This is a genomic window from Escherichia sp. KS167_9B (genome assembly GCF_030295215.1).
Classification (GTDB): domain Bacteria; phylum Pseudomonadota; class Gammaproteobacteria; order Enterobacterales; family Enterobacteriaceae; genus Escherichia; species Escherichia coli_F.
This window is the reverse complement of record NZ_AP025754.1, coordinates 1,799,707-1,825,403: the sequence shown is the minus strand read 5'-3', so window position 1 is coordinate 1,825,403 and position 25,697 is coordinate 1,799,707. Positions and strand designations below refer to the sequence as shown.

Sequence of the window (25,697 nt, the reverse complement as noted above, 5' to 3'; positions counted from 1 at the left end):
AGTTTACACCTCTTTGACGCTCTCCTGCTGCAGGATTTTGAGCATCTCATCTTTTAACTGTAGCTTTTGTTTTTTCATGCGGACCACTTCCGCATTGTACCCTCGACCGTCGGAACCTTCCTTTCTGGCAATTTCATGATCAAGTTTATTGTGTTTATCGAACAAGGACATAAAGCGAGGATTTTCGTTTTTCAGACGGGATATTAAATCTCGGTATTCTGGAAACATACGCACTCCCTGTTAGTGGCTGACAAGGTGTATCTGAAATACACACTATCAGATTACTCATTTAACTTAGGGAAAAATGCGAGCGGGATCGTGTTTAACCAGACGGCACCTCCCGAAGAAGGTGCCGAAGAAAAAACGATTAACTCATCACGCGGTCGTCAACATACTGACGTTTATCCGGCGCTGGCGGGAAATACTGATACAGCCATGTTTCACTGATAGCGTCGCCCTGACAACGCAGATACATCCGCATATCGACCGGATCAGTGGAGTCCGAAGTCGGATACCAGTCAAACTGAATACGATAACCATCAATGGGTTCAATATAGAGAATTTCGATTTGCTTCGCTTCCCCACTGGAAAGCGTAATCACCGGCTCAATGCCTTTTGGTGCGGCAGCTTTCAGATCACCACCAACGAAATCGACGGCAAAACGACGCGCCCATTTTTCGGGATAGTGTTCACCAGGCGCCCAACCTTCCGGGAAACCGCCCATGCCGGTACGCGTTGCCATAACGCGCGCTAATGGGCAATGAACAGGCGGTTGCGCACTCCAGTACAGACGATACTGGAATGCAAACTCATCACCCGCTTTTACAGCTTTTTCTGGCTGCCAGAAGCAGACAATGTTATCCAGCGTTTCGCCCGTTGTTGGGATTTCCATCAGGCCGATGGTGCCCTTACCCCACTTGTTACGCGGTTCCACCCACAGACTTGGGCGTTTGTTATACCAGCCCATAATGTCCTGATAATGAGAGAAATCGCGATCCAGTTGCAATAAACCAAACCCTTTCGGGTTGTTGTCGGTGTAAGCATTGAACTGCAATTTTTGCGGATTATTCAGCGGACGGCAAATCCACTCGCCGTTGCCCCGCCACATGGACAGACGATCAGAGTCATGGATTTGCGGATGAATGGTGTCGCACATCCGACGTTCATTAGTGCCGCAGCTGAACATGCTGGTCATCGGCGCAATGCCCAGCTGTTTAATGTCTTTGCGCGCATACAGGTGATTTTCCACATCCATAATCACCTGACTTTTCTCACAATGGATAGTGAACTTATAGGCACCAGTAATGCTGGCGCTATCGAGCAACGCATAAACGGTAAAGGTGGTTGCCCCTGGTTTTACCGTATCAAACCAGAAGGCGGTAAAGTCGGGGAACTCTTCTTTGCTGTCGGTGTAAGTGTCGATCGCCAGGCCGCGGGCCGACAAACCGTATTGATATGTGTCATCAACGGCGCGGAAATAACTCGCGCCGAGGAATGATACGACATCACGGCGCGCCAGTTCGGGGGCTTTAAACACGCGAAAACCGGCAAAACCGAGATCGCTTTGCCCTTCTAATTGTTTGGTATCCACACCCGCATCGTTGTATTTGAACAACTCCGGGCGAAAGTGAATTTCACGCGCCAGATGTGTTGCTGGATCTACAGAAAACATACGAACGCGGCGACGGAATCCCATTCCCATATGGAAGAACTGAGCGTCCAGTTGACGGTTCTCAACGTTATGCCAGAGCGATTTTTCGGCGTCGTATTGAATACTGTTATAAGCCTGCGGCGTCATTGTCGCCAGAGTGTCAGGTAACGGACGCGGCGCACCACGCCACGCGGTTTGCGCTAAGTCGTGCGCCATTGACTGTAGAATGGAGAAGTCAAAACGCTGGGTTTGCCCGTCGGCAATATCAGAATCTGCCGCGAATGCCGCCTGAGAAAAAAGAGAAGCAATGCCGCTGGTACCGCACACGGCGGCCATAGCCATTGAACCTTTAATAAATCGTCTACGATCCATACCTGAAAGTGAGTCCTTCTGGTGTTGTGAATGGTCCCGCGCTGGTCGTTTTCAGCGGCAAGAAAGTGCTTATTTATGACCGCTCACTCTAGACAATATTTATTAATAATCCAATTGTTGAACTCAGAGAATATGCATTAATCGGCAATTTTTTTATGTCGATGGGATGAGCCTGATTCGTTTGTAAAATCAGGCAAATTTTTGCAAAGGCAGATAGTCAAAATTTAAAGCAAACCACAGCGGCGTTTACTGCGTTCTTCCGCTTCCTGATAAAGCTGGAACTCATCAAAAACTGGGCATCCCAACGCATGTTCGAAAGCTTCGCGGCTGGCATTACCGTGACTGCGTGCCTGCGTTTCATTACCCAGATTTGACTGGAAGATCCCCGCCGCGCTAACAGGCAAAAAATCTTCATAAGTAATGGGTTGTGCCACTACCCAACCACGTTCAATTAAGGGTTGTGGATCGTCTCCGGGATGAATCGCCTGACGATGCGCCTCACCTGAAGGCGTCAAACGATATCGGAACCATGCCAACCCTTGCTGACGCATTAAAAACTCACTGTCAGGAAAAGTGCGGAAGGTTTCCTGTAAATGCATTTGATGAGTGAGATTATCCTGCCCGGTTCCAGCGTTCCGCAGAAGATCATCATACATTTGTCGTCCTTTCGGCGTTAATGCCACGCCACGCTGCTCTATTTCACCAAAGCGCGCGGTATGCGTGCCCTGTTTCTGCCCCGCAAACAACACCTTCTCTTCCAGTGCTTTAAAGCTGGTCTGGCGTAGTAAAATCGGTACCTCGCGGCGCGGCGGCCCTTCGATCAGAATTTTGGGTTCAATTCCGCATTCAGGCATCATCGACTGCACACGGTCAATATCCAGCGTACGTGGCGTCAGGTGGTTGATATGGCACCCAGGAAAACAGACCACATCAGCAATCAGCCGATGTTCGTTGTGCAACGCACGATAGGTTTCTTCATCAACCGTTGCTGACTGGTGCCAGCGAAACGTTTCCAGGGCTTCCTGCACAAACTCCTGTGCCTGTGTTTCGTTAAAACCGCCCCGCTGCTCATACTCCTCTAACAGTTGTCGACAACGTGGGGTGAAGATATCGCGCTGACGCAGAATCTCCGCCGCTTTCTGGCGCAAAAATTCGTTCTCGATAAGCTCAAGACGGAGTAATGAGGTAAAAACGCGGAAGGGATTACGCGCCAGAGAAGCATCATCAATGGGCCGAAATGCTGTGGAATGTACCGGCACGCCCGCCTGCGAGAGATCGTAATAGCTCACCGGGTACATCCCCATAATGGCAAACATCCGCCGAAGAGTAGCAAGCTCTTGTGCAGTCCCAACGCGAATTGCCCCATGACGTTCAACATTCAGTCGCGCCAGCTCGTCTGCATTTACCATTTTTTCGTGCAGTTGAGGATTGTTTTCCAGCACAGCCAGATTCACATCAGCTACCAGTTCCAGCAGCGTGCCGTACTGCGGAACTTCTTGCTGGTACATGGCTGACATTGCCTGCGAAAACTGTTCCCGAATCTCATCCGCCGTGATGCTGTTCGCCATAATGTCTGCCTCCAGTGGTCAGTAATCTGGAGTGTAGGTAACCGCATTCACTCTGGCGGGAAGAATTTGCAAACTGTGATCTCGCCGCGAAAACATCAATATTATCCATTTCGCTGTAACACAATTGCTTTATTTGTTAATAATATTTTGCAACTAAGTTATCATAATCAAACAACTTCACTTGTCAGCGACACTGCTTCGTTTTTAACATCGCTTATGGAAAAAAATAGTCTGTTTAGTCAGCGCATCCGTTTGCGCCACCTTCATACATTCGTAGCTGTCGCACAACAAGGAACTTTGGGGCGCGCGGCTGAAACCCTTAATTTGAGTCAACCTGCGCTCTCTAAAACATTGAATGAACTGGAGCAGCTGACGGGCGCTCGCTTGTTTGAGCGTGGTCGTCAGGGGGCGCAACTTACCTTACCCGGCGAACAATTTTTAACACATGCAGTCAGAGTTCTTGACGCTATTAACACTGCCGGACAGTCGCTTCATCGTAAAGAAGGTCTTAACAATGATGTCGTCAGGGTAGGTGCATTACCTACCGCGGCGCTGGGAATATTACCTTCGGTTATAGGTCAGTTTCATCAGCAACAAAAAGAGACGACCTTGCAAGTTGCGACAATGAGTAACCCTATGATTCTGGCGGGTTTGAAGACTGGCGAAATCGATATCGGCATTGGTCGGATGTCAGATCCTGAACTGATGACCGGGCTTAATTATGAACTGCTGTTTCTTGAATCGCTGAAGCTGGTCGTCCGCCCTAATCACCCGCTACTTCAGGAGAACGTAACGCTAAGCCGGGTGCTGGAATGGCCGGTTGTTGTATCACCAGAAGGCACTGCGCCACGCCAGCATTCAGATGCATTAGTGCAGAGCCAGGGCTGTAAAATTCCTTCGGGCTGTATCGAAACACTGTCTGCTTCGCTATCTCGTCAACTTACGGTTGAATACGACTACGTGTGGTTTGTCCCTTCTGGCGCTGTAAAAGACGACCTGCGTCATGCCACGCTGGTGGCCCTGCCTGTTCCGGGTCATGGTGCAGGCGAACCGATTGGAATACTGACCCGCGTAGATGCGACGTTCTCTTCTGGTTGCCAGTTGATGATTAACGCTATTCGAAAATCAATGCCGTTCTGAAAGGTGAAGGGATCTGTCGATCCCTCCTTTAACATTTTCACACCGTAGCGAAACTAACTGGTTCACCAGCTCCGCGAGGTTCTGCCGACACAGAATGTTTGTTCAGACGGAATACGTCCACCGCCTCAGTTAATCGTGCAGCCTGTTCTTCAAGGGACACCGCCGCCGCTGAGGCCTCTTCTACCAGAGAAGCATTCTGTTGCGTCACCTTATCCATTTCGGAAATCGCCTGGCTCACCTGCGTTATGCCTCTGCTTTGCTCATCCGAGGCGGCGGCAATCTCCTGCATGATATGTGTGACACTCGCGACGGCATCAACAATAGTGCTCATGGTTTTCCCTGCCGTTGCTACCTCATCCGATCCCAGGTCAATTAATCTGACTGATTCACTGATCAAGCCTTCAATCTCTTTTGCCGCCTGAGCGCTGCGGCTTGCGAGTGTCCGTACTTCGCTGGCGACAACGGCAAATCCACGTCCTTGCTCACCCGCTCGCGCGGCTTCAACGGCAGCATTCAGTGCCAGAATATTCGTCTGGAAAGCAATACTGTTGATGACGGAAGTGATCTCGGAAATTTTCTTCGAACTCGTGGAGATAGCGCCCATCGTTTTTACTACACCGGAAACCGTCTGCCCGCCATCGCTGGCTTTAATAGAAGCCTCTTGCGCCAGTTTGCTGGCATGATGCGCGTTATCCGCATTCTGTTTCACCGTTGCAGTGAGTTGCTCCATGCTGGCGGCAGTTTGTTCGATTGCCGCCGCTTGTTCTTCGGTGCGAGATGACAGGTCCGCATTGCCAGCGGAAATTTCGCTGGTGCCACGATAAATCTCTTCCGCGCCCTGTCGAACGGTCCCTACAGTCATCCCCAGTGAATGCTGCATTTGCTGTAAATGATGACTTAAGCGACCGATTTCATTACGACCCGCCGGTTCATCATTCATCGTCAGATCGCCACTGGCAATTTTTTCAATCCGTTGTGCGGCATGTTGCAGTGGACGAATGACGATCCGACGTAGCACCATAAATGTTATCAGCGTCATGACCACGGCAAGCACAAACGCGCCAATCATAAACATCACACCCAGGCGGGTACGCTGATGGGCCTGTTCCGCCAGTTGGTTGGCTCTGGTGCTACGTATCTTAACGGCTTTGTTCAAAATATCGGTATAAGCATTATCCAGCGGTCGGATCTGCTCACTTTCATGATTGATAATCGCCTCAAACATGCCATTTTTGGCATATTTCAGCATGGGTTGGATACCCGTGATATAAGCCTGGAAACGTTGATTTAATTCAGCCTCGAGAGCTTCATCAGCAGGTGTTTTCACCGGCCGACTCCGGTAAGCCCGATAACCTTGCTGCGACTGTTTAATCTCCGATTCGGCTTGCGCAATATTTCGCTTCATTGCTTCCATTTCCGCAATACGACTCGCGGCCCCGGCCTGAATCATATTGATCCGGGCCGAACGCAAAAAATCTGAGCTGTTCGCTAACCCGGTCCGAACCTCAATCTCTGCAGTCACATCACGCTGATCGCGATCGGCCTTCCAGAGGAAATAGCCAGCCAGGGCTGAACTCAAGGCAAACAGAAGTAAGATACCGCCAAGAATGCAGGCAAATAACGGAACCAGCCTGATGTGATGCAAAAAACCTAATCGCTGTGAGGGAGTTGTATTCATTACCGTTGTCTCTCGTCCAGGTTTACTCCTGATAGAAAGTCATCGGCACTTGACGGTAATTACTTATGACCAAAAACCTCTTTGCGTCACATTTTTACAACAATTATGGCAGAGAAGAATAATGCCATTGGAATGAAGAGAGTAACGAACGGCTAAACCGAATGACGAAAAATTCTGGAAAACAGCACGCAATTTCGTCAAGTGATTATTTTCGTCCCTAAGGAAACCTCATAGGATGCCTGCGGGTGCCTGAGACTTTCTGTTTTCAGGCTAACCGGGAATCAGAAAGACGAAGGCCCCGACCGATATTTCTATCAACCGAGGCCAACGAATGAACCAAGCAATTCAGATGTTAGCCTCTTACCCGCCATCCGGCAAGGAGAAAGGCTATGAAGCGCAACCCTCTGGTGGTGTGTCTGCTCATTATCTGCATTACGATTCTGACATTCACACTCCTGACCCGACAAACGCTCTACGAACTGCGGTTCCGGGACGGTGATAAGGAGGTTGCTGCGCTCATGGCCTGCACGTCCAGGTAAGGGCAAGCGCGGGGATTTTCCCCGCGCATCTGACTAGCAGATTCATTTTCTCATGGCACCCCTTTTACACTTCAGTTAGTGCATGTTTTTTTCGATGCACTAATAGAACCATCATTACAGACAAATTTGCCACCTGCTGTACAGTGTGAGATCCCCCCTTTCGAACCAGAACAGGGTTTGCGCCCGGCATCGGCATAAAAGGAAACAAGCGCTCCCATAACCAAGATAAGTGCCAATTTTTTCATATAACCTCCATGGTTTATCGAATCTTATGTTCGATTTGAACGTTATACGCTGGTTTATTTTGATACCGTTGATGAGATCAAAGATCGGGTGAATTGATTAAAGATAAGCCAGATGGACATATGGACAAGGATTATGGTTTTATTTGTCATACAAATAAATATAATAGGCGCTTCCGATGTAGGCCCGTATTCTTCGCCTGTACCACGGGTCGGTTTTAGTACAGGCGTTTTCTTTAAAGATCCTTCAGGAACGTTTACGCGGCATCATGCGTAGAAGTGTGTTGTCCTTCCAGAAATAGTGGTGTGCCAGTGCAGCCGCAGCGTGCAACCCGATGACAAAATATCCCAGATTCGCCAGCGTCTCATGCCACCACTTTAAGCTATCAACCCGTTCGAAATTGGCCTCTGCTGCATAAGGCATTGTCATACCAAACGCAAACCACGGGTTGCCCCGGTTATACATCATCACCAAACCAATCACTGGCAGCGCAATAAACAGGAGATAGATCACCAAATGTCCCAAATGTGCCAGTCCCGTCATCATCGGTTTTGGTTTAGGTACAATCGGCGGAGTCGGGTTTTTAAGCCTTAACATAAGACGAACAACCATCAGCACGAGAATTGAGATGCCACAGGAAACATGAATCATGTTGATGAGCGGCCGATCGCTACGTGGGAAGAAACCACGAAACTCCATTGCGCAATACGCTGCGATAACCAACAAAAAGACCAGCCAGTGAATGCTGATTTGTAACCTTGAGTATTTATTTTCCATAACATTTCCTGCTTTAAAACAATTTGCCGTTAACATAACGAGCTTTTCTTAAAATTTCATTAAATATTGTTCACCCGTTTTCAGTACGTTACGTTCCACGGCAAGAATGTAGATTGCCCATCCCGCCATCCTGGTCTAAGCCTGGAAAGGATCAATTTTCATCCGAACGTTCCTGACAGGAGAAGACCATGAGTAAAGTTGGTATTAACGGTTTTGGTCGTATCGGTCGACTGGTGTTGCGTCGATTACTTGAAGTCAAAAGTAACATAGACATTGTCGCTATTAATGATCTCACTTCCCCAAAAATTCTCGCCTACCTGCTGAAACATGATTCAAACTACGGACCGTTCCCCTGGAGCGTTGATTTTACGGAAGATTCACTTATCGTTGATGGAAAAAGTATCGCGGTTTACGCCGAAAAAGAGGCTAAAAATATTCCATGGAAAGCGAAAGGCGCAGAAATCATTGTCGAATGTACTGGCTTTTATACCTCCGCCGAGAAATCGCAGGCGCACCTTGATGCTGGTGCGAAGAAGGTGTTGATTTCCGCCCCTGCCGGTGAAATGAAAACCATCGTTTATAACGTCAATGACGACACACTGGATAGCAACGACACCATTGTTTCCGTGGCGTCATGCACCACTAACTGTCTTGCACCGATGGCCAAAGCCTTGCACGACAGTTTCGGAATAGAAGTCGGCACGATGACGACCATTCATGCCTATACTGGCACCCAGTCACTGGTGGATGGCCCGCGAGGTAAAGATCTACGCGCTTCACGTGCAGCGGCAGAAAATATCATTCCCCACACTACAGGCGCGGCAAAAGCCATTGGTCTGGTGATCCCAGAACTGAGCGGCAAACTGAAAGGTCATGCGCAACGCGTACCCGTGAAAACAGGTTCGGTGACTGAACTGGTGTCTATTCTTGGAAAAAAAGTGACTGCCGAAGAGGTGAACAACGCGCTTAAAAACGCGACAAACAATAACGAGTCATTTGGTTATACCGATGAAGAAATAGTCTCTTCTGATATCATTGGCAGCCATTTCGGGTCGGTGTTTGATGCCACGCAAACCGAAATTACCACCGTGGGCGATTTACAGCTGGTGAAAACGGTCGCCTGGTATGATAACGAATATGGCTTCGTCACGCAGCTTATTCGCACCCTCGAAAAATTCGCTAAACTCTGACGAGCAAAGGCGGAGGGAAAAGCCTCCGCCTCTTTCACTCATTACGACTGTAAATAAACCACCTGGGTCTGCAGGTATTCATGCAAGCCATGTTTGCCATCTGCGCCGCCAATACCGGATTTACGCCATCCGGCGTGGAATCCTTGCATAGCTTCGAAGTTTTCACGGTTGATGTAAGTTTCACCAAACTTCAGCCCTTTAATAGCTTTCATCGCGACGTTCAGATTTTGGGTATAGAGTGATGAGGTCAGGCCGTAATCACTGTCATTAGCCATTGCGATAGCCTCTTCCAGCGTGTCAAATGCGACCACTGGCAGCACCGGGCCAAAGGTTTCCTCGTGCATGATCGACATTTCCTGACGAACATCCAGTAGCAATGTCGGCGGATAATAATATCCTTTCCCCTCTACTGCCTTGCCCCCCAACGCCACTCTCGCCCCCTCTTCGACTGCGCGCGCCACTTTTTGCTCGACCCTTTCCAGCGCCGCGGCGTTAATCAACGGCCCCATCGCAATGTCGTTGCGTTCAGCGGGGTTACCAAATTGAACCGCCTGCATCGCTTCACCCAGCCGATTGACGAAATGATCATAAATGCCTTTCTGTACATAAACACGTTCTGCACAGTTACACACTTGCCCACTATTAATGACGCGTGAATCAACGATGGCTTTGACTGCCAGTTCAAGATCGGCATCGTCCATTACGATAGCTGGTGCTTTACCACCCAATTCCAGACACACTTTTGTGATATTTTTTGCTGCAGTCGCCATGATCTTTTCACCTGCAGAGACGCTGCCTGTCATACTGACCATTGCGACCTTTGGGTTACCCGCCAGTTCTTGCCCAACAGTTTCACCACGCCCCAGCACAAGGTTAAACACACCGCGTGGAAGGCCTATTTCATCGACAATTTTGGCAAAAGCAATCGCATTGTTTGGCGTAAATTCACTGGGTTTAATGACGATGGTATTACCGGTCAAAAGAGCGGGAGCCATTTTGCGGGCAATGAGGAAGAACGGGAAGTTCCACGGCAGAATGCCGGTAGTCACGCCAAGCGCACGTTTAAAGAGAAGAATATTTTCTCCTGGACGATCGCTTTGAATAATCTCGCCTTCATAACGCCGTGCCCACTCCGCCATGTAATCGATATAGTCCGCAGTAAAAGCCACTTCGACTTCAGCCAGCTGCTGGATCTTGCCCCCTTCTTCAACAATCAGCGCACTGATTTCACCGGCGCGTTCGCGGATCCCGGCGGAGATTTTGCACAACCAACTGGCGCGTTCAATGGCAGGCAATGCTTCCCATTCTGGCTGCGCGCGCTCTGCGGCGTCGATTGCTTTGCGAGCATCTTCAGCCTGACCATCGGGAATGCGGGAAATCACCGCCTCTGTTGCGGGGTTAACCACATCAATCCATGCGTCTCCACGCCAGGTAACAAACTGTCCATCGATATACATAGGATGTTGAACGGGTACTGACATGGGAGACTCCTGTGATTAATGTGTGTATTTGGTAAATTATTTGTTAATTAATATCAATCATCATAGAGACAGCATCTTGAAAGGACAAATCTGTGAAGAGCTTCATAAAAAGAAGGGTAAAAGGAATAAAAGGCAGAAAAAAAAGTAAGGAGTCATGCCCGTTTGCAAACAGTTGTTCTCAAACGGGCAATTTTCAACGTAGCGAACGACTTTCCATCGCCTCGATGAGCACCGCATCGTGTTTCAGCGTTTGCCATGCCTGGATGACTTCTGCCGGAAAATCAACGTGAACGATAAAATCTCGCCCGCGTGGACCGTAGCCATCGCTATCATCGCGTAAACGTGGCAGCTCGCCAGTGAGTAGTGAGAGATAACGCTCAACCGCCCATAATCCTTCTAACTGGTTAATAAAGATTACACTGTCTTCGTTATTTCCCTACTGAGGAACGAATCCGGGATAACTTAACCAACGAGGTGCGTCTGGATTGTCACCGGTAATACGACGGAACGTCGCCATTGTGCGCCGCTGCATGGTGGGGTCCTGAACAACGATAGCCGTATGAACTCTTTCTACGGCCTGATTCAATAGCGCGATGCTAAAGCGTGCGTTTTCACCGCAGTTTGTTGACTGGTCTTCAATCCAGATTTTTTCATGCGGAATGTGCCAGAACTGATGAGCGATATCCGCCAGGATGGTAGCTTCTGCTCTGCCAGTGGTGCGGATAGTGTTGTAGTGCGGATGCTGTGCGATGGCGCTATACAAAAAAGTTGTCGAGTGACCGATACCACCACTAATCAGTAGAGGAATTTGCTGATCGCGGGCAATCTTACATGCCGCATCGATAGTCGGCATAACCGCATTGCCTGCAAGGATCACGCAATCGGCCTGATACGGCACCTCACCGGAGAAATCATCCTGCGCCAGCCACTGACCGATAACATTTATGGCATCTATGGTTGCCGGCGAAAGCGTCGGAAACGGGGTAATGTTCATGGTTCCTCCTTATCGTTCCCTTAAGAATACTGCGTGAGATAATAATGAGAAGCGGAGCACTCTGAAAGGAAGATGATGCTTTTTCTATCGCGCCATCGCGAACCAGACACTGGTTTTAGTCATACTGTATTTGCGGAGAAACTGTTGATAAAACATCAATAACATAATGTTGTATCATTTTTAAATGATAGATAATCTGGTGTGATATTTATATAATATTCATTCTTATATTTCTCAATCAAGGGGAACATTTGCAACACGCTCATTAGTGGTAATTCCTTAAATTTTAATTGAATAATATCTGCTCTCAGCTATAAACTACTATCTGTCTATGGTGCCGAATTACCATTTTTATTCATCAACACAATGCTATATGTCGAGAAACATACATGGAAAAAATATTTCAACTTTTAGAAACCGCCTGGCCTGCCGTAAAAGCAACAGGACTTACAGGTTGCGTAACCGCTCCAGAAACTGAAGATAACCTTCTTTTATTTGAGGATAAATACGCGACACATATTCCAAAAGACTATCGGCAGTTATTATCTCATTTTGGCGCATGTCATTTTGCCGATCCTCAAATTTATACTTTGAATGATCTGGACAGATATTACCCTCTATTTTTTCAACAATGGGAAGAGTATAAAAAAGAATATCCATCATTGAACAACATTGATCCTTTTCCTGTTGGTAGTTTTGGCGACGGGAGTGTCGCTTTTCTTGACCGCAACAGCCTAAAAATTTATATTCTAATTCATGATTTTGGTATATTTACCGATGATGTTGGTGATTTCCCTTGTGAGTTATGCTTTGAAAATTTTGGTGAGTTAGTGGAAATGCAAGTTGAAATGATTCTTTATTTACAGCAATATCATGTATCATGAATAATAAAATTATCACTCATGTTCTTACTGAAAAAAAGTGAATTCTATAGCAGAGAAATATTGTAAAATGTATAATCTTAATAGCTCGTTAGCATACCAAATCACGGCTATTAAATTTCTTCCTGATGGTATGAAATCATTCGGCCTTGATGTTCCATTATGGATGGTCGTCAGAGATGTTAACGGTTGGGATGATATGGAAATTACGATTTTTATTTGTGACAAAAATAGTGAAGTTCTTTGTTGCAGTAATATTTGGTATCCAGTATATCGTCCTCATCAAGCAGATTTGTTATAAGCACGTAAGGAGTACCGCCCTTGCTATTTTTCAGAATTCATAAAGAAAAAACCCGGCGCTAAATGCTTACCGGGTTTTAGATTTATCAGGCAAATAGCAGCGTTAACCGCTAATCTGCTCCATCGCCTGCAAAATACGCTTATCTGAAATCGGATAAGGCGTACCAAGTTGTTGAGCGAAGTAACTAACGCGCAGTTCTTCTATCATCCAACGGATCTCTTTCACATCCTCATCCTCACGACGTGCGGGCGGCAGTTTGTTGATCCATTGCTGCCACGCCTGCTGGACGTTTTCAACTTTCAGCATCTGAGCACGGTCACGGTGCGGGTCAACCGCCAGTTTTTCCAGACGCTTTTCAATCGCCTGCAAATAACGCAGCGTGTCGCCCAGCCGTTTGAAGCCATTACCAGTGACAAAACCGCGATACACCAGCCCACCCATCTGCGCTTTAATGTCAGAAAGCCCCAGCGCCATGGTCATATCCACCCGTCCTTTCAGGCGTTTGTTGATATTGAACACTGCCGTAAGGATTTGCTCGACCTGCTTCGCAATATCCACCACCGTGTCGTTCAGTTCAGCGCGGACTTTTTCATGAAGCGCAGCAAAGCCTTCTTCCGTCCAGACCGGGCCGCCCGCCTCATCAATCAATTTATCAACACCGCAGGAGATGCAGTCGTCAATGAGATCCAGCACTTTACCGTACGGGTTAAAGTAGAGACCCAGCTTCGCTTTGTTCGGCAGTTTCTCATGCAGATATTTAATTGGCGACGGAATGTTCAGCAACAGCAAGCGACGCAAACCACGCCACATAGCCTGCTGTTGTTCCTGCGGGTTATCAAAAAGCTTAATCGCTACGCTGTCACGCTCATCCACCAGCGCAGGCCAGGCCTTCACTTTGTAGTTGCCACGTTTCTGCTCGTAGTGATCCGGTAAATTACCGAAGCTCCAGATATGTAACCCGCTTTGCTCAATACCATCATCGGCAACGGCGGAAAGCGTTTCCTGCACTTTGCCTTTCAGGGCGTCTTTCAGATCCTGTAATGAGCGCCCTTCTTTTAGCTTCTTATTTTTGTCGTCCACCACGCGGAAGGTGATTTTCAGGTGATCGGGCACCTGCTCCCAGTGCCAGTCTTCGCGGTCAACGGTAACGCCGGTCATCCGCCGTAGCTCGCGCTCAAGGCTGTCGAGCAACGGCAGTTCCAGCGGCGTGACGCGACCTAAAAACGCTTCGGCGTAGTTTGGCGCGGGCACAAAATTACGCCGTACCGGTTTCGGCAACGATTTGATTAGAGCAATCACCAGTTCACGGCGCAGGCCGGGGATCTGCCATTCAAACCCGCTTTCCTCAACCTGGTTAAGTAACGGCAGCGGAATATGCACGGTCACACCGTCAGCATCCGCCCCCGGCTCAAACTGATAGCTTAAACGCAGCTTGAGATTACCCTGATGCCAAAAGTTCGGGTAATCCAGCTTGCTGATTTTTTCCGCCCCTTCTTTGATCAACATGCTCTTTTCAAAGTTGAGCAAATCAGGCGTTTCGCGGCTGACTTTTTTCCACCAACTATCAAAGTGACGTGCAGAGATCACATCATGGCTGATGCGCTGGTCGTAAAACTCAAACAACGTTTCGTCATCCACCAGAATATCGCGGCGACGTGATTTGTGTTCCAGTTCTTCCACTTCTGCCCGTAGTTTCAGGTTTTCACGGAAGAATGCGTGACGCGTCTGCCAGTCACCTTCCACCAGCGCGTGGCGAATAAAAAGTTCACGACACAGCGCAGGATCAATCTGGCTGTAGTTGACCTTACGCGCAGCAACAATCGGCAACCCGTAAACGGTGACTTTTTCAGTTGCCATCACCGCGCCCTGCGCCCGTTCCCAGTGCGGTTCGCTGTAGGAGCGTTTAATCAAATGCTGGGCAACTGGCTCTACCCATTCCGGATCGATACGTGCCGCAATGCGCCCCCACAGGCGGCTGGTTTCTACCAGTTCCGCCACCATTGCCCATTTCGGCGGCTTCTTGAATAAACCAGAACCGGGGAAGATGGAGAAACGCGCGTTACGTGCGCCGGTATATTCCTGTTTATCGGCATCTTTCATGCCGATATGCGAAAGCAAACCTGTCAGTAAGGCGATGTGAATTTCGCGATACTCCGCCGGTTCGCTGTTAACCGGAATGCCAAGTTCTTTCACCACCTGGCGCAACTGGGTGTAGATATCCTGCCATTCGCGCACGCGCAGATAGTTAAGGTAATCGGTACGGCACAGGCGACGGAAGGCGTTTGAAGAGAGCGCCTTTTGCTGCTCGCCGAGATAATTCCACAGATTTACAAACGCCAGGAAGTCGGATTCTTTATCGTGAAAGCGACGATGTTTTTCGTCCGATGCCTGCTGCTTGTCCATTGGCCGCTCACGCGGGTCCTGAATAGAGAGCGCGGAAGTGATAATCATCGCCTCACGCACGCAGCCATGTTTCTGCGCTTCCAGCACCATTCGCGCCAGACGAGGATCGACTGGCAGTTGCGAGAGCTGGCGACCGAGCGGCGTCAGTTTATAGGCGCTGGCCTGTTCATCAGTGGTGATCGCGCCCAGCTCTTCGAGCAGACGCACGCCATCCTGGATATTGCGTTTATCCGGCGCTTCTACAAACGGGAACGCAGCGATATCGCCCAGCCCCAGCGCGGTCATCTGCAAAATAACCGAGGCCAGGTTGGTACGCAGAATCTCCGGTTCGGTAAATTCCGGGCGCGAGAGGAAATCGTCTTCGGAATAAAGACGAATGCAGATCCCTTCTGACACACGACCACAGCGGCCTTTACGCTGATTAGCTGAAGCCTGCGAAATGGGCTCAATCGGCAGACGCTGCACTTTGGTGCGATAGCTGTAGCGGCTGATACGCGCCGTACCTGGGTCGATAACGTATTTAATCCCCGGCACAGTCAGCGAGGTTTCCGCGACGTTAGTCGCCAGCACAATGCGCCGTCCGCTGTGCGACTGGAAGACGCGGTTCTGCTCGCTGTTCGAAAGCCGTGCATAAAGCGGAAGAATTTCCGTATGGCGTAAGTTCAGCTTGTTCAGCGCATCGGCGGTATCGCGAATTTCTCGCTCGCCGCTCATAAAAATCAGAATGTCGCCAGGGCTTTCCTGGCTCAGTTCGTCTACGGCATCGAAAATCGCCTGCAACTGGTCGCGCTCGGTGTCATCAGCTTCTTCAACAATCGGGCGATAGCGCACCTCCACCGGATAGGTACGACCGGAGACTTCGATAATCGGCGCATTATTAAAGTGGCGCGAAAAGCGTTCCGGGTCGATAGTCGCGGAAGTGATAATGATTTTTAGGTCAGGACGCCGCGGCAGCAACTCTTTCAAATAACCGAGGAGAAAATCGATATTCAGGCTGCGTTCGTGCGCTTCGTCAATAATGATGGTGTCGTACTGCATCAGCAGGCGGTCTTGCTGGATCTCCGCCAGCAGGATACCGTCGGTCATCAGCTTGACCATCGTGTTATCACTTACGTGATCGCTGAAACGCACTTTATACCCGATGCAACCGCCCGGCTCCGTTTTCAGCTCTTCCGCAATACGGTTCGCCACCGTTCGTGCCGCCAGACGACGCGGCTGGGTGTGGCCGATCAGCCCTTTAATCCCGCGGCCCAGTTCCATACAGATTTTCGGTAACTGAGTCGTTTTACCGGAACCCGTTTCCCCGGCGACGATCACCACCTGGTGATCACGGATTGCTTCGAGAATGTCCTGCTTTTTCTGACTAACCGGCAAATTGTCCGGATAAGTGATTTCCGGTCGTGCTGCTTCACGCAGCAGGACTTTCCCTGCCGCCTGGTCAATCTCTTTCGCCATCTCCTGGAAAATGGCCTGTTGTGCATCAGGATTTTTAACCTTCTTCACGCCGTGCAGACGGCGGGAAAAACGCAGTCTATCACGCAGCATCAGCGAATCCAACCGTTGCTGCAAGGCCGTAAAGGTCAATTTTTGTTGTTCTGTCATAACGTTAGTGGGCAGCAGGCTGCCTGATTAATTTTCTTTTAAATGATAGATATAGAGTACCACATCGCGGCTTTCTATGCGTTGTTCAATAAATTCGAACATAGGCTTCGATTTATTGCGCTATCTCTGTGGCAGGATTGTGAATAAAGTGTCAACAAGCAACGGGGCATCGCCCATTCAAACATCTATAAGGAAACACCATGAGCAAGGTATTAGTTCTTAAATCCAGCATCCTGGCAGGGTACTCTCAGTCTAATCAGTTGTCCGATTATTTTGTTGAACAATGGCGCGAAAAGCACTCCGCTGATGAAATCACCGTGCGTGACCTGGCTGCAAATCAGATTCCGGTACTGGATGGCGAACTGGTTGGTGCACTGCGTCCGAGCGATGCGCCGCTGACTCCGCGTCAGCAGGAAGCTCTGGCGCTTTCCGATGAGCTGATTGCCGAGCTGAAAGCCCACGACGTTATCGTTATTGCGGCACCGATGTATAACTTCAACATCTCAACTCAGTTGAAAAACTATTTTGACCTGGTGGCACGTGCAGGCGTTACTTTCCGCTATACCGAGAACGGTCCGGAAGGTCTGGTAACGGGTAAAAAAGCCATCGTTATTACCAGCCGCGGTGGGATCCATAAAGATGGCCCAACGGATCTGGTAACGCCGTATCTGTCCACATTCCTGGGCTTTATCGGCATTACCGATGTGAAATTTGTCTTCGCCGAAGGGATCGCGTACGGCCCGGAAATGGCAGCGAAAGCACAGTCTGACGCGAAAGCAGCCATCGACAGTATTGTTGCTGCATAACCGGACACTATTTTGATGTGGACTGTAGATATTCAGTCCACATCTCAATCCACTTACCTGTTCTCCCACAATCTCAGCATCGCTTTGTGCTCGTCTGTCAGCACAATCTGCGGGCGTCTGACGCGAATATAGTTAATCGCTTCATCAACGGTTTTACAGTGTCCGTAACATAACAGCCATGCGGCCACCACCAGCGCACTGCGCGATAATCCCAACGCGCAATGGACCAGAATGCTGCCTTGCTCTTTGCGTAATGTTTCCAGCATCGCCACGGCCTGTCGGAGCTCTCCCTCATCCGGAACCACCAGATCCAACATAGGTACACAAAAATAGAGTCGATCTTTTGTCGCTCGTCCGCGAGGGAATTCAAAGGTGACGTCCAGAACCGCATTCTGTGCCGGAATATGTCGTGGAAACGTCCCTAAATAAACACCCGCAGTAATTTCGCTCACCGGCTCCAGCCGACGACAAAACCAGTGCATCGATATCCACATACCGATGCGCCAGGGCAATGTCAGCCAGTAAACGGCAGGCGGGAGTTTCCCCTGACTATCTTTCCCTGTTGTTATCGCGCCAAGCCCACCGTACCCACGGCCAATAATGAGTAGCGATAATACTGGCCAACATAACCAGACTGACCACCGTAACTGATTCATCATCATTAGCGTCATCAATACTATGCACGAACACGCGCCTACGACATATGGCAGTGCTATTTTGATTCGACGTTGGTCAGGTGTCTGATAATTCCAGCGACGGTCGACGGGCACCATCCAGTCAATCAACATACCTACTGCCAGCCCTGTGATGACATCAATAAAATGATGCTGCCAGGTCGTCAGCGTCGAAATGGCGATGAGTAAAAACCATCCGCCACAGACTTTACGCCACCTCACAGCCAGATGCTGACGAAAGTGACGCCAAAGTAGCCAGCAGAGAATAATATGCAGCGAAGGGGACTGGTTATAAGGCAGATCAAACAGTTCAAGTTGCGAAAATAGCCATCCCGTCACCCCACTCATTTCAGGGCGGATAAAACTAAACTTCAGCGGATAGAGCAAAAAACCGCAACAGGCCATTACCGTTGCCAGAATAAGCCGGTGGACCAGTCGGCGCTGTTCGAATGTCGAGCGACAAACGAACAGCGAAAATCCATATAAAAGATCCAGACTCCAGTAAGGAACAATAGTCCAGGGAAGAAAAGGGATCGCCGTTTCCCAACCGAATACCTGACTGGGGATATCATGATTGTTAAGATCCTGAAACGCGGTGAACTGATTAAGAAATCCATATGTGAAGAAGAAAAACGGGGCCAGCAACAATAACCAGCCAGCTCCTTGTAGCAATACGCTCCGGCGTTCAGTGGTCACGACGCACCGCCATCGAAACCGTAAAAATGCCCCACTCATCAATCCGTTGTGTGCATTTATCAAATCCGGCATTACGCACGAGCGAATCCATCTCCCCTTGCGAACGCACGCGCATTACCCACGGTTTACCATCTTTATGACTGGTTAACACCCCGGCAATCAGCTCCAGTTGTGGGTGCCACGGCTGCCCGGTGTAGATGAGAATGCCACCCGGTTCGATGGCATTGGCAAGACCAGCGAGGGAGTTTTTTACCTGCTCGTTTTCGGGAAAAAGCTCATACAGGCCAGAGACAATCGCCAACGTAGGCCGCGGAGTTAACGCGCTGAGTTCTGCCGTATTAAACGCATCGCCCTGTTCAAAACGCGCCCGCCCAGACATTCCCTTTTGGGCAATCATCTCTTGCCCCTGTGCAACATTTAACTCACTGTAATCACGTAACAAAATATCGCTTACGGCAGGCTCGTTTGCCAGCGCATCCAGTACATAGCGCCCATGCCCTGCGGCAATGTCAACCACGCGGACGGCTAAACCTTTGGCGTGGAGATCGGCAACGGCTTGTTTAATCAGCATTTGTAAATGGGCTTTGCGCTGGCGAATACCGCGCCAGCCAACACTGTTCAGGTAGATTTTGTCGATAAAACGCCCGAATGCGTTACTGCCTTGCGGTTGATTTTGATAAACATAATCCAGCGAACTGCCTGAATCAAAGCCGGTGCTCATTCCGAGATGCAGGCCCGCAGATTGCGCCCCGAACAGTTTCATCGCCTTTCGCATAAAGCGATACGCCAAATCAATCGGCGATAATGGCACGGGTCCACCAGAAAGGAGCCGCCATCGATCCGCAGATGGTCCTGTGCGGTCTTCATGCTGATAATCAAATTTTTGCGACTTGTTAGCATATAAGCGACTAATAAAGCTTTGCATTTTTTCAAATGCCTGCGCCCTGTTCTCTTCACCCAACGTGTCGTGATAAAAGCCCGGCAGCAGATGCAGCTCTTTCAGAGGGCTACGTAATCTCTGATAAAAATCAATCTGCGGTTGGCGATGTACCACATAGTCATCGCCCGATATCAATAGTTGCGTAGGGAGCGTAATCGCCGCCGCATCGCTAACAATACGTTCAGACGTTTTATAGAGATCGAGCAAGATATTGACGGCAATCGCCCGTGTGATCAGCGGATCATTATTGAAACTCGCTGCCCGTTCCCAATCGTGGGTCAAATAGCATCCTTTCACATAGGAATTAATAAAAAACAGACCACGCAGACGATGCCATAACGCCAGCGCAGGACGTGCCAGCGGCACATACAATTTAACCTTAAAGGCAGGAGAAGCCAGCACCAGCCCGCGAATTGCAGGCGCATAATCATGAACCCATGTGGCAACCAGCACTGCGCCGACACTTTGCGCGATCACAACCACCTCTTCCAGTCCAACCTGGCTGTCGCTGGCAGCAAAACGGACAAATTCATCGACATCCTGCACTGAACGCGCAAGAGATGGGCTATAACCACGCGGCCCCGAAGTTTGTCCATGCCCTCGGGCATCCCAGGCATAAAAAGCAGTATCTGGCATCGCCAGTTCATCAACGATATGTTGTAGACGACCAGAATGTTCATGACCGCGATGAAATAAGACGATGACCTTTTTCACCCCTGGCTGTAAAGCGGGCCAGTGCCGATAAAACAACGCTGTATTATCACTGGTGGTAAAAAAATGTTCCCCAGGGATGCGTGAATTTTCCATTTTCTCTATTTTCCTTCAGTAACAGCAGTAGCGAATAAAATAAAAAAATACCGGAGCGGTGAAAATTAATGAGTCAATCCTGTCAAGGAGTCCGCCATGTCCTGGTAATAGTTTTCCACTATCTTTAACACCAATATCTTGTTTGATGGCTGACATCACTACATCGCCGCAAAAACCACTAATACCAATTAACAAACCCGCTAATAATGCCTGTAATGTATCTAGCGGTGTCAGCAACGGTCCAATAATCAGTGACGCAATCATGGTGGTGATTACGCCGCCCATCAGACCTTCCAATGTTTTTCCCGGGCTGACTTTGGGGACCACTTTTCTTCTGCCGCAGGATTTTCCCCATAAATACTGTGCAATATCGTTTGACTCGGTTAATGCCAAAAGAAATAACACCAGTAACGCCCCGCCCTGGATATTTGTGGTTGGCAACATTAATAACCAGGCGGCATGACTCAAGGCGAAAACGGTCATTATCCAGCCCCAAAAAATGGCGCTCACGGTATGCAGAAAACCGGAGGGGTCACCCACTAAAACTCGCCAAGTGGCTAATATCAGAAACCCAGCCAAAGGTATAAATAACAGAAACAGCTCAAAGCAATTAAAACCGATAAGAAAATAGTTAAGAGGAATACCCCAATATAACCAACGCGGAAAATGTACAGATATAAGCGTACAATATTCTTTCAATGCCAGAAAACTTATCAGCGCAAAAAACGTCAACGTCATCCAGCGTGGACCTGAAATGACCAGTGAAAAACAAATGACGATGCCCCACCAGGTACGAATACGTAATGTAACTTCATCTCCTTTTCTCTCCGGTAACCGCCATACCAGAAAACGGTTTATCAGCGTTGCTAAAATTAACAACACGAAAAGTATTGCCAGAGATTTTTCCAGCATTACTTTTCAGCGCTCATAAGGAGCACGCTTCGACAACGATTAATCGCAGTCCAGAGAAGCAGAATTGAAGCAATGCTCCATAAAAGATTATTCCATTGCATCCACTGTGGATAAATGGCAACGGCCAGCCCCCACAAACCAAATATTAACGCACGATCGCTTTTGCCAAATGGACCGGCATAACTGCGAATACCGTTAATCGTCTGCGCGAGTAAACCGCAAAACTCAGTCAATATGGTGCAAAATAACATGAGTATTACGAGTGATGCGTTACTTTCCGGTAAAAATAAAAACGGTAAATAAAGCGCAATATCGGAAATAACATCGCCAGTTTCATTCAAAATCGCCCCAAGACGTGTTTGCTGATTACACTCACGCGCCATCATGCCATCCAGCGCATTGAGTGCCATACGGACAAAAAGCACGATGGGCAATAGCAAAAAGAGGATGGGTCGTGCCACCAACATCAACAGCAATCCGGTAAGAAGAGAAAGCGCCAGTGCAGCAAGAGTGATGTGATTCGCTGTAACATGGTGCTTATAAAGCCAAAACATCGTCGGCCTTAACAGCGACTGAAAGAGCGGTTTTATCTGGTAGAGCGTCATTATCAATCCTTGATAATTCGGTTTGCGCTATGGTGCATCAATTCCCCTGACGGAGATATCGCAACACGCCGCTTCATTAAAAATTCAGAATATATCAAGGTATTGGGGACTCACCGTCAGGAATGATTATCCCCAATAGATCAAGTGGTTAAAAATTATTACGCTGTTATTCAATACAACTCATCAAGTTTTCTCATCGCTTGTTCCCGTATTGCGCGCGTCTTACCGTTAAGCGCCAGCTGCCGAACTAAATCCAGTTCAGGGTTAACAAGCTCTAACGCCAGCAAAGGATCACGTTTCAGCCTCGCCTTCAATACATCAACTGGAAAGCGGGGATTATTCATCGCCACAATCCACCACTCGGGATCAATTTCTGCCGCCAGTGCCGCAGGGGGGGTGTGGCGGTTGCTAAGTGCGCCGAACTTGAAAAATGTGAGATTGCTTTTCGCCAGTGTACTCCACCATATACGATCCGGTTGTTTTGCCAGTACATCCAGTTGTGCTAACGCATCGGGGTCGAGTGCATAATAAACACGTAACGCTTCGTTAACCTGCGCACGGGAACTGTTTTCCTGCCTCAGAAAAAACTTCGCCCAAATATCATTGCGTGGCGTGTTTTGCTGTAATTCCTTGAGAACAACAGCGGGTAAATTATCCCAACTAATTAATACACTCTCTAAAAAGTCCCAGTCGTCCGAACGTATCAGAGAGGTGGCATTTAATAGCATCTGGTCATCAACTTCACCGTAGCTGATAAGCTCAGACAAAATCATATCAGCGCTGGTTTCATATGCATCTGAATCTGCTTTGGGATTATTTTTCCGATGCGATAAAGCACGTTGCCAAATTTTTTGTTTCATCGACGTGCTCAGATACTGATTTTTCGCCAGATTACTCCACCCCTCAGGATCGTTGAAACGTGTCAATAACCGTTGTAGAGCAGCGTCAGAGTGAATTTCCTGCATATCCCGACAGCAAAAGTAGGCAGGGGATTTTTTCTCCATCCTTTTAACAAAATTAAACTGTAAGTTATCTGGCAATGCTAAAAATAACACACGTATTAGATCATCGTCATTCTCGAATTTTTGGTATAAATATACTGCAACTTTGTCACTCTCTTGTGGCGTCATCCGCAACAATTGACCATGGTGTTTCATCTCTGCCAGCTTTGACGCTAAGCTTGTGACAACATCGTTTGATGAATCGTTCGCCAACTGCATTGCCTGATTGTAGGTGAGTTGTCCTCCAGAACCGACCTGACGAATAGAGGGATCATCACTGCGGATATAGCCATCAATAATGGATTCGGGCAATAACCACGCATCTTTATAAAGCTCCTGAATGATCATATCCCAATCTCTTTTCGCCAGAGTCATGACGATATCCAGAGGGAGATTTTCACGTAGCGCAAGATTCAACGGACCGACACCATCAGGTAGATGACTCATTCGCGTCATTATTTCGACAGAGAGCGGTTCACGGTCGAGTAACCCCAGAACAACAGGCTGGTAACCCAATTGCTGATCGGTCAACTCCAGAATCTCATTGTCAGGCATATATCTCGCCATACTTTCAATCGTTTGTCCATCATTGCTATTAATAAGTTGTTTGCGTAGGTTAGCTGAAATTCCTTTAATCCTTGGGAGAGTTCGCATTATGGCAAGATCAAATGTCGCAATATCTCGTCCTTCAAATGCAGCAACGTTGCCTTCATCCAGCATTTGCAATTCCTGCACTAACTCAGGAGAAGGCTTAGGGCGAAACAGCGCTTCTTTTTTCATCAGACTACAGATATTCCCTGCCATGCGAATATTGCTTCGCTTAAAAATTTCTTTCAGAGCATCTTCATCATTTATTAGACCCCAATAATATGCATCAGGATTTATTATCATCAGCGCTTTTTTGACATTTTCAGTGTCATTTTTGTCACTCGCACGGACCATGAATTCACTATTTGTCGAAGACGCAACAACAGGTGCAATTATGTCATTGATAAATATCCCTCGCGCATTAATACTCCCCTTAATCGTAGACGGATTATCGTAATATGAGTCGATAAATACCAGTCCACTTGCATTTATCGAACCGGTAATTAACAGTGGTGAATCCTTAACTATATTCGTTGCCGTCACGTTACCGAGAATAACCCATGGATTAGAAAGAGATAAAGTGGAAATATTACCTTTGACTGTCAAATTGCCAAGAACAATCAATTTTTGATTACTCTCTATATTACCGTCTACCACTAAATCGCCACGATGCACTTTCCAGTCCGATGCAGATAAACCGAAGGGGACAAGGTTCACGCTACTGTTGATAGCTTGTTCAACTTGTTGTTTATCTTCAGCGGTAGCCGCAGAAAAAAATGGTTCAATATCAACTGCATTTGCAACACATCGAAGGTCCGCCTGTACTGGAAGACTCAGCATAAACAGGGGAAGTAAACCTATCCAGCTGCAAATCCTGGGCTTAAACATATGCACTCCATGCCATTAAAAAAGAAACAAAAGGGAAATGCATCTTTCCCTTTTGTATATTCGTTATTCTCGCGAAATACCGTCCAACGTAGACAACACGTCCGCAGAAAGATGCAATTTTTCTGAGGCCATATTCTCCCGTAAATGAGCAACAGAAGACGTTCCTGGGATCAGCAAAATATTCGGTGAACGTTGTAACAGCCACGCCAGCGCCACCTGCATTGGTGTTGCACCCAGGCTCGCAGCAACATCGGAAAGCGTGGAGGATTGCAGCGGCGTAAAGCCCCCGAGCGGAAAGAACGGCACGTAGGCAATGCCGTCACGAGCCAAAGCATCAATCATTGCGTCATCAGCACGATGAGCAATGTTGTATTCGTTCTGCACACAGACAATTTCGGTAATCTTACGCGCCTCTGCAACCTGCGTCGGTGTGACGTTGCTCAGGCCAATATGTTTTACCAGGCCTTGTTGTCGCATCTCTGCCAGCACGGTCAGGCTGGCTTCAATCGATCCTTCCGCTGGGCCATGACCATCCCCCATCATAACGCGCAGGTTAACCACATCCAGTACGTCCAGTCCGAGATTACGTAGATTATCGTGTACCGCTTTTTGCAACTCTGCCGGAGAAAATGCGGGCAACCAGGAGGCGTCCTCTCCACGCCGCGCCCCAATTTTAGTAACAATGGTCAGGTCGTCAGAGTAAGGATAAAGCGCTTCGCGGATAATCTGATTGGTGACGTGCGGACCATAAAAGTCACTGGTATCAATGTGATTGACGCCCAATGCTAGCGCCTCGCGCAGAACGGTTATAGCGACGTGGCGATCTCTGGGCGGGCCGAAAACCCCAGGACCTGCCAGTTGCATCGCGCCATAACCAAGACGGTTAACGGATTTTGTACCGAGAGTAAATGTGTTGCTGCTCATCGCACCCTGCCCTGTAATAAAACGAATTCAGAAAAA

General features: G+C 48.4%; 21 protein-coding genes and 2 pseudogenes. 6 read left to right on the top strand and 17 right to left on the bottom strand.

All coding sequences use genetic code 11. The features are described 5' to 3' along the window. Positions 1-3: 3 nt before the first annotated feature. From QUE34_RS09205 to hglS, 3 genes are all read right to left on the bottom strand, one after another. A complete protein-coding gene (locus QUE34_RS09205; protein ID WP_001296778.1) occupies positions 4-228 on the bottom strand; it encodes an HP1242/YdcH family protein in 225 nt (74 codons plus the stop codon). 139 nt (positions 229-367) lie between these two features. Then, positions 368-2,023: a glucan biosynthesis protein OpgD gene (opgD, locus tag QUE34_RS09200; protein ID WP_000375956.1), complete on the bottom strand. Its 1,656-nt coding sequence runs from the start codon at positions 2,021-2,023 to the stop codon at positions 368-370. 224 nt (positions 2,024-2,247) lie between these two features. Continuing rightward, positions 2,248-3,591, bottom strand: a complete 1,344-nt coding sequence (gene hglS / locus QUE34_RS09195) for a 2-oxoadipate dioxygenase/decarboxylase HglS (RefSeq protein WP_032302980.1) — start codon at positions 3,589-3,591, stop codon at positions 2,248-2,250. A 216-nt stretch (positions 3,592-3,807) separates the two neighbouring features. On the opposite strand from hglS, the gene QUE34_RS09190 reads away from it, so the two are divergent. Next, entirely contained in the window at positions 3,808-4,731 is a 924-nt protein-coding gene (locus QUE34_RS09190; protein ID WP_000414564.1) for a LysR substrate-binding domain-containing protein, read from the top strand. Between the two features lie 37 nt (positions 4,732-4,768). Here QUE34_RS09190 and trg read toward each other — a convergent pair whose 3' ends face one another. Then, a complete protein-coding gene (trg, locus tag QUE34_RS09185) occupies positions 4,769-6,409 on the bottom strand; it encodes a methyl-accepting chemotaxis protein Trg (RefSeq protein WP_032302979.1) in 1,641 nt (546 codons plus the stop codon). Positions 6,410-6,798: 389 nt separating this feature from the next. On the opposite strand from trg, the gene hokB reads away from it, so the two are divergent. Further along, positions 6,799-6,948, top strand: coding sequence for a type I toxin-antitoxin system toxin HokB (gene hokB, locus QUE34_RS09175; protein WP_001309484.1), 150 nt, complete (start codon positions 6,799-6,801; stop codon positions 6,946-6,948). On the opposite strand, the gene yncP is transcribed toward hokB, so the two are convergent. The 3 genes from yncP to cybB all read right to left on the bottom strand — a co-directional run bounded on the left by yncP (position 6,926) and on the right by cybB (position 7,968). After that, positions 6,926-6,994, bottom strand: a complete 69-nt coding sequence (gene yncP, locus QUE34_RS09170; RefSeq protein ID WP_212591405.1) for a hypothetical protein — start codon at positions 6,992-6,994, stop codon at positions 6,926-6,928. The two genes, hokB and yncP, sit on opposite strands and share 23 nt — an antisense overlap. A gap of 25 nt (positions 6,995-7,019) precedes the next feature. Then, positions 7,020-7,193: a YdcA family protein gene (locus QUE34_RS09165; protein ID WP_000731856.1), complete on the bottom strand. Its 174-nt coding sequence runs from the start codon at positions 7,191-7,193 to the stop codon at positions 7,020-7,022. A 244-nt stretch (positions 7,194-7,437) separates the two neighbouring features. Further along, positions 7,438-7,968 (bottom strand): cytochrome b561, encoded by a 531-nt coding sequence (gene cybB / locus QUE34_RS09160; RefSeq protein ID WP_105268472.1) that lies wholly within the window; start codon positions 7,966-7,968, stop codon positions 7,438-7,440. 188 nt (positions 7,969-8,156) lie between these two features. On the opposite strand from cybB, the gene gap reads away from it, so the two are divergent. Continuing rightward, a complete protein-coding gene (gene gap, locus QUE34_RS09155) occupies positions 8,157-9,158 on the top strand; it encodes a type I glyceraldehyde-3-phosphate dehydrogenase (RefSeq protein WP_032302977.1) in 1,002 nt (333 codons plus the stop codon). A gap of 41 nt (positions 9,159-9,199) precedes the next feature. Here gap and aldA read toward each other — a convergent pair whose 3' ends face one another. The 3 genes and pseudogenes from aldA to QUE34_RS28580 form a co-directional block, all read right to left on the bottom strand. Continuing rightward, a complete protein-coding gene (gene aldA, locus QUE34_RS09150; RefSeq protein ID WP_032184135.1) occupies positions 9,200-10,639 on the bottom strand; it encodes an aldehyde dehydrogenase in 1,440 nt (479 codons plus the stop codon). 193 nt (positions 10,640-10,832) lie between these two features. Then, positions 10,833-11,633 (bottom strand): annotated as a pseudogene (ydcF, locus tag QUE34_RS09145) (DUF218 domain-containing protein YdcF). Positions 11,634-11,748: 115 nt separating this feature from the next. Then, positions 11,749-11,826: pseudogene (locus QUE34_RS28580) on the bottom strand (hypothetical protein); the annotation flags it as partial. Between the two features lie 196 nt (positions 11,827-12,022). Between QUE34_RS28580 and QUE34_RS09140 the strand changes: the two are divergent. Together QUE34_RS09140 and QUE34_RS09135 are read left to right on the top strand one after the other, a co-directional pair. Further along, positions 12,023-12,517 (top strand): SMI1/KNR4 family protein, encoded by a 495-nt coding sequence (locus tag QUE34_RS09140; RefSeq protein WP_032302975.1) that lies wholly within the window; start codon positions 12,023-12,025, stop codon positions 12,515-12,517. Positions 12,518-12,584: 67 nt separating this feature from the next. Next, positions 12,585-12,815 carry a hypothetical protein gene (locus tag QUE34_RS09135; RefSeq protein WP_241232115.1) on the top strand — a complete coding sequence of 77 codons (231 nt, stop codon included), beginning with the start codon at positions 12,585-12,587 and terminating at the stop codon, positions 12,813-12,815. 102 nt (positions 12,816-12,917) lie between these two features. Here QUE34_RS09135 and hrpA read toward each other — a convergent pair whose 3' ends face one another. Next, positions 12,918-16,820: an ATP-dependent RNA helicase HrpA gene (gene hrpA / locus QUE34_RS09130; RefSeq protein WP_286338952.1), complete on the bottom strand. Its 3,903-nt coding sequence runs from the start codon at positions 16,818-16,820 to the stop codon at positions 12,918-12,920. A 200-nt stretch (positions 16,821-17,020) separates the two neighbouring features. Between hrpA and azoR the strand changes: the two genes are divergently transcribed. Beyond that, positions 17,021-17,626, top strand: a complete 606-nt coding sequence (gene azoR / locus QUE34_RS09125) for an FMN-dependent NADH-azoreductase (protein WP_032302973.1) — start codon at positions 17,021-17,023, stop codon at positions 17,624-17,626. Between the two features lie 53 nt (positions 17,627-17,679). On the opposite strand, the gene QUE34_RS09120 is transcribed toward azoR, so the two are convergent. From QUE34_RS09120 to pdxI, 6 genes are all read right to left on the bottom strand, one after another. After that, positions 17,680-18,996, bottom strand: a complete 1,317-nt coding sequence (locus QUE34_RS09120; protein WP_050486595.1) for a phosphatase PAP2/dual specificity phosphatase family protein — start codon at positions 18,994-18,996, stop codon at positions 17,680-17,682. Beyond that, the gene (locus QUE34_RS09115; protein WP_032302972.1) at positions 18,986-20,743 is read right to left on the bottom strand and encodes a bifunctional alpha/beta hydrolase/class I SAM-dependent methyltransferase; all 1,758 of its coding nucleotides are present in this window, start codon (positions 20,741-20,743) and stop codon (positions 18,986-18,988) included. The genes QUE34_RS09120 and QUE34_RS09115 overlap by 11 nt, the downstream gene beginning before the upstream one ends. 15 nt (positions 20,744-20,758) lie before the next feature. Continuing rightward, the gene (locus QUE34_RS09110; protein WP_032302971.1) at positions 20,759-21,655 is read right to left on the bottom strand and encodes a phosphatidate cytidylyltransferase; all 897 of its coding nucleotides are present in this window, start codon (positions 21,653-21,655) and stop codon (positions 20,759-20,761) included. Continuing rightward, on the bottom strand, positions 21,655-22,260 hold the full coding sequence (locus QUE34_RS09105) for a CDP-alcohol phosphatidyltransferase family protein (protein WP_032302970.1): 606 nt from the start codon (positions 22,258-22,260) through the stop codon (positions 21,655-21,657). The genes QUE34_RS09110 and QUE34_RS09105 overlap by 1 nt, the downstream gene beginning before the upstream one ends. Positions 22,261-22,430: 170 nt before the next feature. Next, positions 22,431-24,737 carry a DUF2773 domain-containing bactofilin gene (locus QUE34_RS09100; RefSeq protein WP_105268471.1) on the bottom strand — a complete coding sequence of 769 codons (2,307 nt, stop codon included), beginning with the start codon at positions 24,735-24,737 and terminating at the stop codon, positions 22,431-22,433. A gap of 63 nt (positions 24,738-24,800) precedes the next feature. Further along, complete coding sequence (gene pdxI / locus QUE34_RS09095; RefSeq protein ID WP_032302968.1) at positions 24,801-25,661, bottom strand: pyridoxine 4-dehydrogenase; 861 nt, start codon at positions 25,659-25,661, stop codon at positions 24,801-24,803. Positions 25,662-25,697: the final 36 nt, after the last annotated feature.

Bases quoted from the DNA above. Each gene is read 5' to 3' on its own strand.
- QUE34_RS09135 (WP_241232115.1), top strand. From the start codon at position 12,585: ATGTATAATCTTAATAGCTCGTTAGCATACCAAATCACGGCTATTAAA.
- aldA (WP_032184135.1), bottom strand. From the start codon at position 10,639: ATGTCAGTACCCGTTCAACATCCTATGTATATCGATGGACAGTTTGTT.
- QUE34_RS09205 (WP_001296778.1), bottom strand. From the start codon at position 228: ATGTTTCCAGAATACCGAGATTTAATATCCCGTCTGAAAAACGAAAAT.
- QUE34_RS09100 (WP_105268471.1), bottom strand. From the start codon at position 24,737: ATGTTTAAGCCCAGGATTTGCAGCTGGATAGGTTTACTTCCCCTGTTT.
- opgD (WP_000375956.1), bottom strand. From the start codon at position 2,023: ATGGATCGTAGACGATTTATTAAAGGTTCAATGGCTATGGCCGCCGTG.
- QUE34_RS09165 (WP_000731856.1), bottom strand. From the start codon at position 7,193: ATGAAAAAATTGGCACTTATCTTGGTTATGGGAGCGCTTGTTTCCTTT.
- QUE34_RS09190 (WP_000414564.1), top strand. From the start codon at position 3,808: ATGGAAAAAAATAGTCTGTTTAGTCAGCGCATCCGTTTGCGCCACCTT.
- trg (WP_032302979.1), bottom strand. From the start codon at position 6,409: ATGAATACAACTCCCTCACAGCGATTAGGTTTTTTGCATCACATCAGG.
- hglS (WP_032302980.1), bottom strand. From the start codon at position 3,591: ATGGCGAACAGCATCACGGCGGATGAGATTCGGGAACAGTTTTCGCAG.
- cybB (WP_105268472.1), bottom strand. From the start codon at position 7,968: ATGGAAAATAAATACTCAAGGTTACAAATCAGCATTCACTGGCTGGTC.
- QUE34_RS09140 (WP_032302975.1), top strand. From the start codon at position 12,023: ATGGAAAAAATATTTCAACTTTTAGAAACCGCCTGGCCTGCCGTAAAA.
- hokB (WP_001309484.1), top strand. From the start codon at position 6,799: ATGAAGCGCAACCCTCTGGTGGTGTGTCTGCTCATTATCTGCATTACG.
- gap (WP_032302977.1), top strand. From the start codon at position 8,157: ATGAGTAAAGTTGGTATTAACGGTTTTGGTCGTATCGGTCGACTGGTG.
- QUE34_RS09115 (WP_032302972.1), bottom strand. From the start codon at position 20,743: ATGGAAAATTCACGCATCCCTGGGGAACATTTTTTTACCACCAGTGAT.
- pdxI (WP_032302968.1), bottom strand. From the start codon at position 25,661: ATGAGCAGCAACACATTTACTCTCGGTACAAAATCCGTTAACCGTCTT.
- QUE34_RS09110 (WP_032302971.1), bottom strand. From the start codon at position 21,655: ATGCTGGAAAAATCTCTGGCAATACTTTTCGTGTTGTTAATTTTAGCA.
- azoR (WP_032302973.1), top strand. From the start codon at position 17,021: ATGAGCAAGGTATTAGTTCTTAAATCCAGCATCCTGGCAGGGTACTCT.
- hrpA (WP_286338952.1), bottom strand. From the start codon at position 16,820: ATGACAGAACAACAAAAATTGACCTTTACGGCCTTGCAGCAACGGTTG.
- QUE34_RS09105 (WP_032302970.1), bottom strand. From the start codon at position 22,260: ATGACGCTCTACCAGATAAAACCGCTCTTTCAGTCGCTGTTAAGGCCG.